The sequence below is a fragment of the Aeromonas sp. MaB10011B genome, from assembly GCF_017939325.1.
In the GTDB taxonomy this organism is placed as follows: Bacteria; Pseudomonadota; Gammaproteobacteria; order Enterobacterales; family Aeromonadaceae; genus Aeromonas; species Aeromonas caviae.
Window position 1 is genome coordinate 1 of record NZ_JAGKRK010000025.1, and the last position, 14,659, is coordinate 14,659.

11 protein-coding genes and 1 pseudogene are annotated in these 14,659 nt (G+C 59.9%); 9 read left to right on the forward strand and 3 right to left on the reverse strand.

Going from position 1 to position 14,659, the window contains the following annotated elements; translation table 11 throughout:
- Nucleotides 1-1,706: 1,706 nt before the first annotated feature.
- Nucleotides 1,707-1,853: a hypothetical protein gene (locus J9893_RS09380; protein ID WP_199770475.1), complete on the reverse strand. Its 147-nt coding sequence runs from the start codon at nt 1,851-1,853 to the stop codon at nt 1,707-1,709.
- Between the two features lie 54 nt (nt 1,854-1,907).
- A pseudogene (locus tag J9893_RS09385) lies at nt 1,908-2,198 on the reverse strand (helix-turn-helix domain-containing protein); the annotation flags it as partial.
- Nucleotides 2,199-2,525: 327 nt separating this feature from the next.
- On the opposite strand from J9893_RS09385, the gene J9893_RS09390 reads away from it, so the two are divergent.
- The 9 genes from J9893_RS09390 (at nt 2,526) to J9893_RS09430 (ending at nt 14,481) form a co-directional block, all read left to right on the forward strand.
- Complete coding sequence (locus J9893_RS09390) at nt 2,526-3,143, forward strand: tyrosine-type recombinase/integrase (protein WP_227262765.1); 618 nt, start codon at nt 2,526-2,528, stop codon at nt 3,141-3,143.
- A gap of 398 nt (nt 3,144-3,541) precedes the next feature.
- A complete protein-coding gene (gene pheS / locus J9893_RS09395; protein WP_041211447.1) occupies nt 3,542-4,525 on the forward strand; it encodes a phenylalanine--tRNA ligase subunit alpha in 984 nt (327 codons plus the stop codon).
- Between the two features lie 12 nt (nt 4,526-4,537).
- Entirely contained in the window at nt 4,538-6,925 is a 2,388-nt protein-coding gene (gene pheT, locus J9893_RS09400; RefSeq protein WP_210600610.1) for a phenylalanine--tRNA ligase subunit beta, read from the forward strand.
- A 3-nt stretch (nt 6,926-6,928) separates the two neighbouring features.
- Complete coding sequence (gene ihfA / locus J9893_RS09405) at nt 6,929-7,225, forward strand: integration host factor subunit alpha (protein WP_005300715.1); 297 nt, start codon at nt 6,929-6,931, stop codon at nt 7,223-7,225.
- A gap of 54 nt (nt 7,226-7,279) precedes the next feature.
- Nucleotides 7,280-11,203, forward strand: coding sequence for a transporter substrate-binding domain-containing protein (locus tag J9893_RS09410; protein ID WP_041211445.1), 3,924 nt, complete (start codon nt 7,280-7,282; stop codon nt 11,201-11,203).
- A 1-nt stretch (nt 11,204) separates the two neighbouring features.
- Nucleotides 11,205-12,455, forward strand: a complete 1,251-nt coding sequence (locus J9893_RS09415) for a response regulator (protein WP_010674796.1) — start codon at nt 11,205-11,207, stop codon at nt 12,453-12,455.
- Nucleotides 12,456-13,070 (forward strand): GNAT family N-acetyltransferase, encoded by a 615-nt coding sequence (locus J9893_RS09420; protein WP_041211444.1) that lies wholly within the window; start codon nt 12,456-12,458, stop codon nt 13,068-13,070.
- A gap of 72 nt (nt 13,071-13,142) precedes the next feature.
- Nucleotides 13,143-13,916 (forward strand): Sir2 family NAD+-dependent deacetylase, encoded by a 774-nt coding sequence (gene cobB / locus J9893_RS09425; RefSeq protein WP_041211443.1) that lies wholly within the window; start codon nt 13,143-13,145, stop codon nt 13,914-13,916.
- 106 nt (nt 13,917-14,022) lie between these two features.
- Entirely contained in the window at nt 14,023-14,481 is a 459-nt protein-coding gene (locus J9893_RS09430) for a hypothetical protein (protein ID WP_080989932.1), read from the forward strand.
- A gap of 95 nt (nt 14,482-14,576) precedes the next feature.
- On the opposite strand, the gene J9893_RS09435 is transcribed toward J9893_RS09430, so the two are convergent.
- On the reverse strand, nt 14,577-14,659 hold an 83-nt coding region (locus J9893_RS09435; protein ID WP_202904331.1), incomplete at its 5' end, for a transposase.

Consider the following 14,659-nt stretch of genomic DNA (forward strand, 5'->3'; position numbering starts at 1 on the left):
GGCGAATCGAGCTGGAAAATGGCGGCAAAGTGGCGGCAGCGCTCACCAGTGACACCCAATAACCCCCATCCATCCACAAGCAAACCCGCGAAAACACGGCAACCCATTGATTCACAGCGGCTTGCGATGGTTTCAAAATCCGCCGTTGCAATACGTGTCGGTTCGAGTCCGACCCCGGCACCATCAACTAATTCAATGACTTAAGGCCACCCAAGCGGGTGGCCTTAAGTTTTTCTGGCTTTCCTACATGGCGATGTGTCCACATCGTGTCCACCAAAGCTCATCTGAACGGTCTATTCTCCTGGCCAACATTCTCTGTTCAGTTGGAACCCACTTCTCATTTCTTCCATAAAATAGTTTTCAATGAGTCTTGAAGTGGAGCGCAAGCAGTCCAATATCTAGTATTGCCGTTCCTACCCACGGCAAACGATGAGTTAGGCGTCCCTCATATCAAGGAAATTTGATATGTCGCGACGCAGAAAAGAAAGTACTAAAGACAAACAACCCACGAACCGTAAAGGCAAACATGAAGCAGTGCCTGCCAATGACGGACTCACTAAGAGCTTTTTGAAAGGCGCAGCTTTTCAATGTGGTCGTGAGCTCCTACGTCTGGCATGGAATTGTATCTTTGGTGCCTGAAGGTCAGAGATGTTGCTGTGACTCCCTGGCAGGATTCACGGTCGAGGAGGTTTTTAGCGCCTAGAGCAAACTGATTGTTTGATTTCAACTGACTTCAAGAAGAATGCATAGTTTTCTTAAAAGGGAGGTTCATATGAGCCATTTCCATGAATTCGAGTTCAATTACCACTAACTCACGTTTACTAAGGGGGAACCGCCGATTCCTCCGGTGGGATCTTCATACTGAAGCAGCAGTGTGTTGTTTCTTGGGTAGATAATTGCTGACAGGACCGAAGGTGACAACAAAGTGAAACCGGTAGTTATTAAACGTGATGGTTGTAGAGCCCCATTCAACGCTGCCCTCATTGCAGAGGCCGTTAATAGGGCTGCAAGACTTGTGGGTCTCGATATAGGCCCCATGGTTATTTCTATAGCATCACCAGAAACTATCAGTCCCTTTTACTATGTTGGAACCATCAAGGATCTGGAGATAGTTCCATGTACGAAGGAACATCCACCCTACCTGTTCAGTTTAGCGAAGCTGCTTGAAGTTTCGTGCAGGCAAGTCCGGCCCCCTTAGTGAGTCCAGTTATCAGCCACTCCCTGCGTGACCGGACACATTTCATAGAAAGCCTGCTTTCCGTAGAACAGGTTAGTCGGTACACCAAGACCGTATATCCCTGTCAAAATTTCAGTTTTCGTTTTCCCCCTACAAGCCATTAATCACCTGAAATTCCAAGCGTTCTCTCAATTCCCCCACGGCGTCCACGATCCATCCCGATCATTCAGGTTGCCACGAAAAGTTCTATAATCACCAAGTATTCAATTAGTTACGCTTTCATTATTGTTAGCCAAAGCTCCTCGAAACAGTAAAGCCCTGCAATTTCTTTCGATCCTTTCAGATCCTCGCCAAGCCACAGATCCTTGATGTGGCGAGGCCTGGCCCTATGGTTTTGCGGTAATCTACTTTTGCAAAAATTTTTCTTGATGAACCCCGCAGGCGGGAGCGGATGAGCGCGGATTCCGTGGCGCAGACGCCGCCGTGGGCCCCCTGCCGTGCGCTGGGAGGCTGTGAGCGAGCGTAGGCTTCACGTATGATGCAGCGCTGCCCGATGGCACCCATTCATGCGGCGCCCTTCCCTGGCCATGCTAATGCCCTGAATGATTTCCATGACCAAGGCGGACTTGCGCTTGGCCGTCCAACGTTTGATTTCTTCGTCCATCGTGATGCTCATGTCTGTGATCTCCACTCATTATGACCTGAGCAGGATTTCAGTGGGTCATTACATGCCCACCGCGCTTATCTGCTCCGGGCTCCACCACCAGGCGAGTGTCAGCTCGACAAACTGGATGACATCGGCAGATAGCCGAGATTTGGCCGCACTGGCCCGTCGGTGGGTGGCGTGCTGATGCGCATTGTCTGGCTGGTAGCCCTGCGGCCCGGCGTTACGACGCAGCTCCCGGTAGAGGGTGGAGCGATGAACGCCAATGGCGCGTGCGGTGGCAAGGATGGACATCCCCTGTGCGCGAAGCACCGATAACTGGTATCGTTGCCCCTCGGTCAACTGCTGATAGCTCATGGTGATACTGCTTTTACTTTGGCGAGCAGAAGGGTACCACCAATCAGCAGTTGGCCACCTCTCGCCATTCATCCATGAGTGTCGCACTTATTATCTGAATTCCCGGTTCGCTGCCAAGTGGTAGTTCTTCATATTCGGGTCTTTGTTAATGTTTGTTAAATGTTATGTAGCGTTGTGTTGATGGGGTCTCCGCACAGAACTAGACAATTCCCACCATTGCCAGCTTTCCTATATATGTAGTCGCCTTAGCTAAACACTGCTAATCATCATCAAATGCTGTATAAAATAACAGTGTTTTGATGGAGGAGTGGTGAAAGTGAGAATGCAGTGGTTGGGGACTTGCTGGGCGGGGTGTTCTCGGTGCTCACCGAACTCGGTCATTACCACCATGAGCACCCGCTCAAAGAGATGAAGAAGGTCAAACTGGTCGAACGGTCGATGGGCTACCTGACCCAGGACGAGATCAACGACGTGCTGGCGGCGCTTTCGGGGGATAACCTGAAGGTGGTCAAACTCTGCCTGGCCACGGGGGCGCGCTGGAGCGAGGCGGCCAATCTGCGCCGCGAGGAGGTGCTGGCCAGCCGGGTGACCTACATCAACACCAAGAATGGCAAGAACCGCACCGTGCCGATCTCGGCCGAGCTGTGCCAGGAGATAACGAGCGGGGTGAACCGGGGCCCGCTGTTCCGTGACCTTGACTATCTGGTGGTGCGTGACGTGCTCAAGACCGTGGCGCCGGATCTGCCAGCAGGGCAGGCGGTGCATGTGTTCCGCCACACTTTTGCATCACACTTCATGATGTCCGGGGGCAACATCCTCGCGCTGCAAAAAATTCTGGGCCACCACAACATCCAGCAGACGATGACCTATGCCCACTTTGCACCGGACTATCTGAGCGATGCAGTGCGCTTTAACCCGTTGGAAAACCCGCTACCTGCCGCATGATGTAGTGTCCACAAATTGCCCCAAACAGGGTCGCCACGGGGCTTTTGATGTACCCTCAAGTCGCTCGTAACTCATTGATATTTATCTATGTTGTTGTTTTTATTAGACATGGAAAGGGGGCTCAGGCCTCCTTTTTTGTTGCTCATTTTTGAGCGTTGGCAGGTAGCATGCCACGTTCATGAATGCTTTATCCTTCCATATGCCAACAAACTAGAACAAACGACGCTTGTCTTAATCCTGTTGCATCTGGCTTGTGGCTTTATCCATATAACAAAATGATTTGCAGGGAGAAAAGCCCGTCATAACTATGGTCAGCCAAGGGGCTTTTTTTGTATTATTCCCCTCTTGACCTTATTTAGCCTAAAGGCTCCTGTTCCGGGAGTGGTGACGAGGAAGACATGCAACAGCTTGAAGAAGTAGTCGGCCAGGCCAAGGCCGAAATTGAGGGCGTGAGCGACATCGCCGCCCTCGACGAAATCCGGGTCAAATATCTGGGTAAAAAGGGCTTTTTTACCGAGCAGATGAAGGGACTGGGTGCCCTGTCCGCTGAAGAGCGTCCCGCAGCGGGCGCCGTGATCAACCAGGCCAAACAGCAGGTTCAGGATGCCCTAAACGCGCGTCGTGAAGCCCTCGAAGTCGCCGTGCTGAACCAGAAGCTGGCCGCCGAGACCATCGACGTCAGCCTGCCGGGCCGCCGCATCGAGAATGGCGGTCTGCACCCGGTGACCCGCACCATCGAGCGCATCGAGCGCCTGTTTGGCGAGATGGGCTTCAAGGTTGCCCGTGGTCCCGAGATTGAAGATGGCTTCCACAACTTCGATGCGCTGAATATCCCGGCTCACCACCCGGCGCGTACCGATCACGACACCTTCTACTTCGATCCTGATCTGATGCTGCGTACCCACACCTCCGGTGTGCAGATCCGCACCATGGAACATCAGCAGCCGCCGATCCGCATCATCGCGCCGGGCCGCGTCTATCGTAACGACTACGACATGACCCACACCCCGATGTTCCACCAGGTCGAAGGCCTGCTGGTTGACGAGCATGCCAGCTTCACCGAGTTGAAAGGCATCCTGCACGACTTCCTGCGCAACTACTTCGAGGAAGACTTGACGATTCGCTTCCGTCCTTCCTATTTCCCGTTCACCGAGCCGAGCGCCGAAGTGGACGTGATGGGCAAAAACGGCAAGTGGCTGGAAGTGCTGGGCTGCGGCATGGTGCACCCGAACGTGCTGCGTTCGGTCGGCATCGATCCGGAAAAATACTCCGGCTTTGCCTTCGGCATGGGCGTTGAGCGCCTGACCATGCTGCGTTACGGGGTCAATGACCTGCGTGCCTTCTTCGAAAACGACCTGCGCTTCCTCAAGCAGTTCAAGTAAGGGCGAGAGAACATGAAATTCAGTAAATCCTGGGTGATGGAGTGGGTCCGCACCGAGTTGAGTGACAATGCACTGGCCGAGCAGATCACCATGGCCGGTCTGGAAGTGGACGCCGTGGAAGCGGTAGCCGGCCAGTTCAACAATGTGGTGGTGGGTGAAGTGGTCGAGTGCGCCCAGCACCCGGACGCCGACAAGCTGCGGGTGACCAAGGTCAATGTGGGCGAGGCCGAGCTGCTGGACATCGTCTGCGGTGCGCCGAACTGCCGCGCCGGCCTCAAAGTGTGCGTGGCCAAGGTCGGGGCGACCCTGCCGGGTGATTTCACCATCAAGAAAGCCAAGCTGCGCGGCCAGCCGTCCCACGGCATGCTCTGTTCCTTCAGCGAGCTGGGCATCGACGTCGAAGCCGATGGCATCATCGAGCTGCCGCTGGATGCCCCCATCGGGACCGATATCCGTGAATACCTCGCGCTCAACGACGTCAGCATCGATGTGGATCTGACCCCGAACCGTGCCGACTGCCTCGGCATCGCGGGTCTTGCCCGTGAAATCGGCGTGCTCAACAGCGTGGACGTGGTCGAGCCGACCTGGGCGCCGGCTGTTGCCACTATCGATGCAACCTTCCCGATCCGGGTTGAAGCGTCGGCAGATTGCCCCCGTTATCTCGGCCGTGTCATCAAGGGGCTGAACCTGCACGCCCAGAGCCCGCTCTGGATGCAGGAGAAGCTGCGCCGTGGCGGTATTCGTTCCATCGACGCCATCGTTGACATCACCAACTACCTGCTGCTGGAATACGGCCAGCCGATGCACGCCTTCGACCTGGCGACGCTTGAAGGGGAACTGGTGGTGCGTCGCGCCAAGGCCGACGAGCCCATGACCCTGCTCGATGGCAACGAGGTGAAGCTCAAAGAGACCACGCTCGTGATTGCCGATGCCAAAGGCCCTGCCTGCATGGCCGGCATCTTCGGCGGCGATCGCACCGGTGTCTCCGAGACCACCACCGACATCCTGCTGGAGTGCGCCTTCTTCGCGCCGCTCTCCATCACCGGCCGTGCCCGTGCCTACGGTCTGCATACCGATTCTTCCCACCGCTTCGAGCGCGGGGTGGATCCCGAGCTGCAGGCCAAGGTGATGGATCGTGCCACCCGTCTGCTGCTGGACATCTGCGGCGGTGAAGCGGGTCCGGTCATCGAAGTCAAATCCGATGCCCATTTGCCCAAGGCTGCCCCCATCAAGCTGCGCCGCACCAAGCTCGACAAGGTGATCGGCATCAGCGTGGCGGATGCGCAGGTGGTCGAAATTCTGACTCGTCTGGGCATGCAGGTAACCGTGGATACTGACGGCTGGACCGCGCTGGCTCCCTCCTGGCGTTTCGACATCGCCATCGAGGAAGACCTCATCGAGGAAGTGGCCCGCATCTACGGCTACAACAACATCCCGAACCTGAAACCCGCCGCCTCTCTGGCGATGGTGGAGCAGGCTGAAGGGCAGGTGACCCTGAAGCGGGTACGCGACCTGCTGGTTGATCGCGGTTTCCAGGAAGCGATCACCTACAGCTTCGTCGATCCCAAGACCCAGCAAACCCTGTTCCCGCAGAGCGATGCCATCGTGCTGCCGAACCCGATCTCGGTCGAGATGTCCGCCATGCGCGTCTCTCTGTTCCCGGGTCTGGTGCAGGCGGTGGTCTACAACCAGAACCGTCAGCAGCCACGCGTGCGCCTGTTTGAGCAGGGCCTGCGTTTCATCAAGGACGAGAATGCCGAGAACGGCATCCGTCAGGAACCCATGCTGGCCGGCATCATCACCGGCAACCAGGGGGACGAGCACTGGGATGTCAAGGCCCGTCCCGTCGACTTCTTCGATCTGAAGGGTGACCTGGAAGCGGTACTGGATCTGACTGCCGAAGGGGCTACCTTCACCTTCGAGCGCACCGAGCACAGTGCCCTGCATCCGGGCCAGAGCGCAGCCATTCTGCGTAATGGCGTCGTGATCGGCCACATCGGCGTGATCCATCCGAGCCTCGAGAAGAAGCTGGGGCTCAAGAGCCTCGCTGTCATGTTCGAGCTGGAGCTGGACAAACTGACGCCGGCCAAGGTGCCGGTTGCTGCCGAAGTATCCAAGTTCCCGGCCAACCGTCGCGACATCGCCGTGGTGGTTGACAGACAGATCCTGGCAGGCGACGTTCTGGCAGTAATTAAAAAAGTTGGCGGAAATCAGTTAGTTGGAATAAACTTGTTCGACGTATACCAGGGCGCTGGTATGGCAGAGGACAAGAAGAGCCTGGCCATCAGCCTGGTGTTGCAAGACACCCAGCGCACCCTGGAGGAGAAAGAGATCGCCGAGACCGTGGACAATGTCGTGCGGGCCCTCGGTGAAGAGTTGAATGCATCCTTGAGGGATTGATCTATGGCGCTTACCAAAGCCGACATTGCAGAGCACCTGTTCACCCAGCTCGGGATGAGCAAGCGTGAAGCCAAAGATATGGTGGAAGCCTTCTTTGAGGAGATCAGACAGGCGCTCGAGCGTGGCGAACAGGTCAAGATTTCCGGCTTCGGTAACTTCGATCTTCGCGAGAAGAACCAGCGTCCCGGACGCAACCCCAAGACGGGGGAGGATATTCCCATCAGCGCCCGTCGCGTGGTGACCTTCCGGCCCGGCCAGAAGCTCAAGGCCAGGGTAGAAAATGTTGAACCCAACGAGTGACAAAAAGCCAGGCAATCGCCTGGCTTTTCCATTCCGATGATAAAAATCCTTCTGTTGTCCGGCGCGCTGCTGGCCTTGCCACTGCGTGCCGCCATACTCCCGCTGTCACCGGGTGCCCAGGCTTATGCCGATTCGCTCACCGGACTGACCTTCTGTTACCCGGCCCTGCAACGTCCTCCCTATCTGGAGGCGGAGGGGGGCCTGCTTATCGATCGCCTGACGCGGTTGGCAGAGCTGTTGCCGGTACCGGTGCGCTTCGAGAAGCGGCCGAGCTGGGCAGCCATGACGCAGGATCTGCTGAACGGGCGCTGCGATCTCATTCCTCACGTCGGGCCTGCCCGGTCGAACTCGAGCGATACCGTCTTGAGCCGGGCCATGATGGAGGCGGAGTCCGCCATCCTCTATCGGGGTGAGCTCGATCAGGCGCAGTTTCTGGTGTCACCTATCTGGCAGGCCCAGGAGATCCTGAAGCGTCTCTATCCTGGTTCATCCCAGCAACAGCTGACCGATGCCGAGAACTGGTATGGTGCCCTGGTGGCCGGCAAGGGCAGCGCCTATCTCGGCGATTATCTGCAACTGCGCTACCTGATGCGGGAATTCCCGGATGAAGGGCTGCGCCTTCGCCGTCTTCGCAGCGATGATCTGGTCATCAGTTACCGGCTGATGATGCGCAACCAGCCCGAGTTGCTGGAGCTGGTGGATACGGCCATCCGCTATTTGCCGCCGGGCAGTCTCTACCGGGATCTGGGCAAGTATCTGCCTCAGGGTGAGCAGGATGTGAATCCTCTGCATTTTAACGACAAGGAGCAGGCCTGGCTGGTCGGCAAGGCCCACACCATCAAGATGGTGGCGGATCCCGGCTTCATGCCATACAGCGGTGTCAACCAGCAGGGAGAGCTCATTGGCTGGAGTGCGGATGTCTTGCGGGAAGTGAGTCGGCAGACAGGGCTGCGCTTCGAGCTGGTACCCGCCGCCAGCCGGGAGGAGGCGTTGGCATTGCTGCGCAGTGGCGATGCCGCCATGATGGTCGGGCTGATGGAGTCCGCCGCCCTGAACAAGGAGTTCGACTTCACCCGGATGGTGGCGACCAGCCGCTATGCTCTGGTCAGTCGCAGCAAGAGGGGGCCTGCCTCCCTCGCGGACGTCAGTGGCAAGGTGGTGGTCCCGAGAATGCTCTATGATCCCGGCCTGCTTGCCCGGTTCGGCCAGCATGAGTGGGAGGTGACCGACAACCTGCTGCAGGGATTGGCGGCGGTGCGGCATGGGGATGCCCAGGCCATGCTGGCGGAGTTGTACCAGCTCCAATATCCCATTCGAAACAACCAGTTGAGCGAGCTGACCATCACCGAATTGCCGGAGCGTTTCGGCCTCGGTTTTGCCATCCGGCCGGAACAGACCAGCCTGGCAGGGGTGCTGGATCAGAGCCTGATGACCCTCAATGATCGGCAGGTGGACGAGCTGGTGCAACGCTGGCGTCGCCTGGTGGTCAACCAGCAGGAAGGGGTCAGCTACGGTTTCTGGCTTGGCTCCGTGTTGCTGGCACTGCTGATCAGCATGGCGGTGATCTGGTCAGTCTGGCGTTCCCGCCAGCAACTGGCCCAGGAGGCCCGCGAGCGTCACAAGGTAGAGCAGGCGCTGGCGCTGGAAAGCAAGTTCAGGGAGTCTCTCTTCCAGGCGCTCCCCGTGCCCGTGTTCTTGCGCAATGACAAAGGGGAGGTGATCAAGCGCAACAAGCGGGCCAAGCGCATGGAGGCGCGCTACGCCGCCGATCTGGTGCTGCCCGCGCCACAGTTGCAGGGCGCCGAAGGGGAGCTGGCGCTGCACGATCAGGTCTACTCCTATGCCCAGATCCCCTTGCGACTGGGCCCCCAGGCACCGGCAGGGGATCTTATCGCCCTCTCCGACATCAGCGCCCTGCGCGAGCGTACCCGCCTGCTGCGTCAGGCAGAGCGGCGCCTGCGCGCCCTCACCAATACGGTGCCCGGTGTGGTGCTGCAATTCACCCTGCTGGGGGGAGCCATCACCCGGGTGGAGTTTGTGAGCCGGGGCAGTCACGAACTGCTGGGGCTGGCGAGCCAGCAGATCCGGGTCAATCCCAACGAGACCCTGACTCGCATCTCCCACCAGGACAGGCGCGAGATGCGAGCCCCCATGCTGGCCATGCTGCAAGCCGGGCGACCTTTCTCCCATCTGCTGCGCTATCAGCACCCCGCCAAGGGAACCCGCTGGCTGCAATTTTCCGGCAGGGGGCGCCGTCAGGGGGAGGGGTGGCGGATCTACGGGGTGGTGCAGGATGTGACGGCCAGGGTGGAGCAGGAGCACTCCCTGCAGCTTTCCCACGAGCAGGCCCAGCAGGCCGTGCTTGCCAAGGGGCGCTTCCTGGCCGCCGTGAGCCACGAGATCCGCACCCCCATGAACGCCATGCTCGGCTTGCTGGAGTGGCTCGAGCAGACCGGACTCAATGCAGAGCAGGCCTCGGCTCTGGCCCATGTCAGGCAGGCGGGCAATGAACTGCTCGGGCTGCTCAACGACGTGCTCGACTTCAGCCGCAACGAGACGCGTCAGTTGCGCCTCTCTGTACAGCCCACGGATCTGGTGGAGCTGTGCGAACACGTGGCGGCGGTGCACTGGTCCAAGGCGCGATCCCGCCATCTGCAACTGCGCCTGGCGCTCGACCCGGCGCTGCCCGCCTTGATGGAACTCGATCCCCACCGGGTGCAGCAGGTGCTGCACAACCTGCTCTCCAACGCCATCAAGTTCAGCGAGCGGGGAGAGGTGGTGATCTGGGCCCGGCGACAAGGGGAGTGGATTTTGTGCGGGGTGGACGACGAGGGGCCCGGGATCAGTGCCGAGCTGTTGCCCCGGTTGTTCCTGCCCTTCGAACAAGGGGAGGAGCCTGGCCAGCCCAGAGCCCAGGGAACCGGGCTTGGGCTAGCCATCTGCCGCCAGTTGATGGAGCAGATGGGGGGCGAGATCCGGGTCGAGCCTCTGGCTCGCGGGGGTAGCCGTTTCCTCTGCTCGTTGCCCCTCAGGCATGCGCAGGAGAAGGCGCCCTGGCAACCGCGCGTCAAGACGGTCTCCCTACAACTGTTGCCCGGGGAGCTCGAATATATGCGGGCCTGGCTCGCAGAGTTTGGCGTGGCCGAGGATCCGGCGGCACCTTGCCTTGGGGCCATGCAGGACGATGGGGGCTTGCGCGCCTGGTACTGGCAGGGGGAACCCTGGATCCCGGGCTCCGTGGTCAGCCTGCTGCAGCCCAGACTCGTCCGTGGCGCCGAGGAGATCACGGACCTGCCGGGGGCAGGCAGGCGGGTGCTGCTGGTGGAAGATCACGAGGTGAACAGAATGCTGATTAGCATGCAGCTGGGTCAGCTGGGGGCCCGGGTATTGAGCGCGGCCAATGGCCGTCTGGCACAGGAGATCCTGCAATCGGAGTCGGTGGATCTGGTGCTGACGGATCTGCAGATGCCGGTGATGGACGGCGCCGAGCTCTGCAGGCAATTGCACGCCGATGAACGCTGGCAGCATCTACCCGTCTACGTGATCACCGCGGATCTCAGCGAGCAGGCGGCGCAGCGACTGGCGGAATGCGGCTGTCAGGGCCATCTGGACAAACCCGTCTTGCTCAGGGATCTGGCCGTATTGCTTCGTACCGTCTTTGGCCCCCATGACGGGGGGAAGGCACCGCAGCCAACGGCAGCCCTTTCCCTGCCCGTGTCCCTCAGCCCGGCCCTCGTAGACATCTATCTGGCATCGGTTCACCATGATCTGGCCGACATTGAGCGGTGTGTCACACAAGGGGACGAGAAGGCCCTCAATACGGCTTTACACAAGATGAAGGGGGCCGCCAAAATGGTGGGGGCTACCCCCCTGGTAGAGGTGATCGACCGTTGGCAGGAGGCCCCCGGACATCCCTTTGCAGCCGCCTTGAGGCAGTGCGTGGAAGAGGTCTGCCGACAACTGGGCGAGAGAGCATGACATGATCATCACAGATGAAGAGTTGATGGCCTTGCTGGAGTCTGATGACAGCCAGGAGCCAACGTTTTACCCGGTCAGCGTCTATGCCCTGGACGCCGTCTCCCATCTGGCGGTCAAGGGAGCGGGCCTGCCGGCCTATGCCAATCTGCACCGCACCCGACCCGATGCCGGCTGGCAATGGGAAGGACTGTTTGCCGCCGGGGCCATCGCCCTGTTTGATCCTGCCTCTCATCAGGGGGCCGACTATCTGCCTCATCTGTTGGCTCCCGGGGCAGGGATCTATCGCCTCAGCGATCCCTGGCTCGAGGGGTTGCAGGCACGGGAGCAGGGGTGGCGTGCCTGGCTCGCCCAGTGCCAGATCCTGCTGCTCGAAGATCACCCCTTCCAGGGAGCCTGCATTCAGCAGGAGATCCAGGGACTGGGGTTGCCCTGCCACTGGGTTCAGGATGGCGAAGGGTGCCTCAAGGCGCTGGAAGAGGGGGGCGTGAGATTGCTTATCTGTGATCTCAGCCTAGCGGAGCAGGATGCCATCAGCCTGCTGATGAGCCATCCCCAGTATCACCACAGCGGTCTGCCCATCATCCTGCTCTCCGCTCATGATCAGACCCTGATAGACGGCGCCCGGCGTCTCCTGCACGATGCGGGTTTCAACGTGCTGGCCGCCCTGGCCAAGCCGCTGCAAAGCGACGATCTGCTGCGTCTGCTCAAGATGCTCTATCTTGGCCCCCAGCGTCAGCGCAGGCTGGGCGGGCTCAAGCGCACCGTGCGTAGCTGGCAGGGAGAGGCGAGAGGACAGCTTGGGCTGCTGGCAGATGCGGCTTCCTGCACGCTGCCGATCTGGCTGAGCCTGAGCGGTCTTTCCCCTCACTGGGAGCCGCTCAAGCTCTGGCTCGAGCAGCATGGACGAGAAGCAAGCGAACTCACCCTGGTCATCCACCGACGGGATCACCTGCTGAGCCAGGCGGACCGTTTCGCCCTGGTGCTGCAGGCGAGCCTCGCGGGGGCCAGACTCGCGCTGCTGCTCGATCATGCCCAGCACCTGCCGTTTGATCTCATCGAGCGTCTGCCGTTGCAATCCTTGCTGCTCGGGCAACACCTGCTGCCCGAACTGGAGGCGATGGCTGCCGACTCCTTGCTGGCCCGCTTCATCCAGCGCTCCCGGGAGCTTGGCATCGCGCTCTACCTCGACGACCCCTTCAACCTGCAGGATGCCGCCCAGTGGCAGGATCGCGGCGTGGCAGGGCGCTGGTAAATGGCTCGCTATCTTTGCTGGCCGCTCGATGAGCCGCGCTTGTGGCAGGGAATGTCGGGTTGGACGGCTCCCGCCTCACGGGCCGCCTTGCCGATGACGATGGTGGTGGGGGGGCTGACTTGCCGCTTGCAGGAGCTGGCGGGCAGCGACCCGAAGCCAATAAGCGCGGCCTATGACGCCCTGAGCGAGCAGAGCGTCTATTTGCGCTTCATGCGGGCCAAGCAGCCTGCGACGGCCGAGCAGCTCGCCTTCTTTCTCGACTACCCCAGAGAACCCCAGATAGGATTGCTGCTGACCGACGAGCAGGGGGGGCCGCTTGCCATGGCCCAGTCCGTTCGCCGGCGCCTGCACCCGGACAGGGCTGAGTTCTCCTGCATCGTCGCGGATCATTTTCAGCATCGCGGCGCCGGGCGTCGCATCCTGCTGGCGCTTGCGCGGCTGGCATACGGGGAGGGGATCCGGGAGTGGACGGCGGAAGTGCTCGGCCAGAATCGCCCCATGCTGGCTCTGCTCAAGGGGCTCGGGTTGCCGCTTACCCTGGTGACAGGACGGGAGATGGTCTTTGCCAGGCTGGATCTCGCGCCCATGGCGAGCTTTGTGCTCCCATCGGCCTAAGACCAAGGGCGAATGGGCCGCCTCTTGCTCCTGTGCTAAGGTCAGCCTGTTACCCGTTGGAGGAGAACAACCATGGTGCAGTCAGCCAAACATATCGTGATCCTCACCGGTGCCGGCATCTCGGCCGAATCCGGTATCAAGACCTTCCGGGCCTGTGATGGCCTGTGGGAAGAGCACATGGTGGAGGACGTGGCCACCCCTGAAGGCTATGCGCGGGATCCCGAACTGGTACAACGTTTCTACAATGCACGGCGCCATCAGTTGCAGCGCGCCGAGATCCACCCCAATCCGGCCCACTATGCATTGGCCCGTCTGGAGCGCCTGCTGCCGGGGCGCGTCACCTTGGTCACCCAGAACATCGACAACCTGCACGAGAGTGCCGGCAGCAAGAACCTCATCCACATGCACGGCGAGTTGCTCAAGGCCCGCTGCCCGGGCTCTGGTCAGGTGATCGAGTGGCGCGGGGATCTCCATCAGGAAGAGCTGTGTTCCTGCTGCCAGTTTCCCCACCCGCTGCGCCCCCATGTGGTCTGGTTCGGGGAGATGCCCCTCGGACTTGACCGCATCTACTCGGCCCTGGCTCAGTGCGATCTCTTCATCTCCATCGGGACCTCCGGGGCGGTCTACCCTGCCGCCGGATTCGTCCATGAGGCCGGCCTGAACGGTGCCCATACGGTGGAGCTCAATCTGGAGCCGAGCGAAGTGGGCAGCCAGTTTGATGAAAAACGTTATGGTCCGGCTTCCTTGCTTGTGCCCGCTTTTGTGGATGAACTCCTGCAAAGTTGCGGAGTGCATCAGCCTCTCTCCGTCGAGGGCCATAACTGGATGGAGATGCGGGGCCCCTAATTATTGATTTTTCACACAGTTGCATTGACCCACTGAAATCGCCACACTGGCTCCTAACTTCAAGATGCAGTTGGCACAACATGTCATGAACTTTCCAACGCGCGGGATGGCCTCGCTCCTGCTGGTGCTTTTCTCGTTCGGTACCCAGGCTTCCTCCTCTTCGCTATTGCAACTGATCCTGCCGGACAAGCGGGAAATCACCCTGGATGAGGCGGCGTTGGCAGCCTTGCCACAAGTGGAGTTCGAGACGGCGACGCCCTGGACCCTCGGCACTCACCGCTATCGTGGACCGACCCTGAAGAGCGTGCTGGCGCAGCAGCAGGTGGATAGTGCCAGCGCCATCGATGTTGCCGCACTCAATGGCTACCAGCAGCGGGTCGATCTCTCCCTGTTTGCCAAGGTGCCGCTGACCCTGGTGCGTTACCAGGATGACAAACCGCTCACCCGTCGCAATAAAGGGCCGCTCTGGCTGCTGGTCCCCCTCTCGGCCCATCCCGACATGGATGTGTCCGCCATCCACAACAACATGGTCTGGCAGGTGATCCGCATCGAGGTTGTCCCGTGACGCGACGACAGCGAGATAACCTGCTGCTTGCAGCCATCTTAAATGCGAAAGGGGACTCCCTCCGACGTAGGTGGGAGGGGAATTTCGCCGGGGCGTCAGCCCCGCTGGTTTTGAATGTATTGCTTGATCACCTCCAACGGTGCTCCGCCGCAAGAGCCCGCAAAGTAAGAGCGTGACC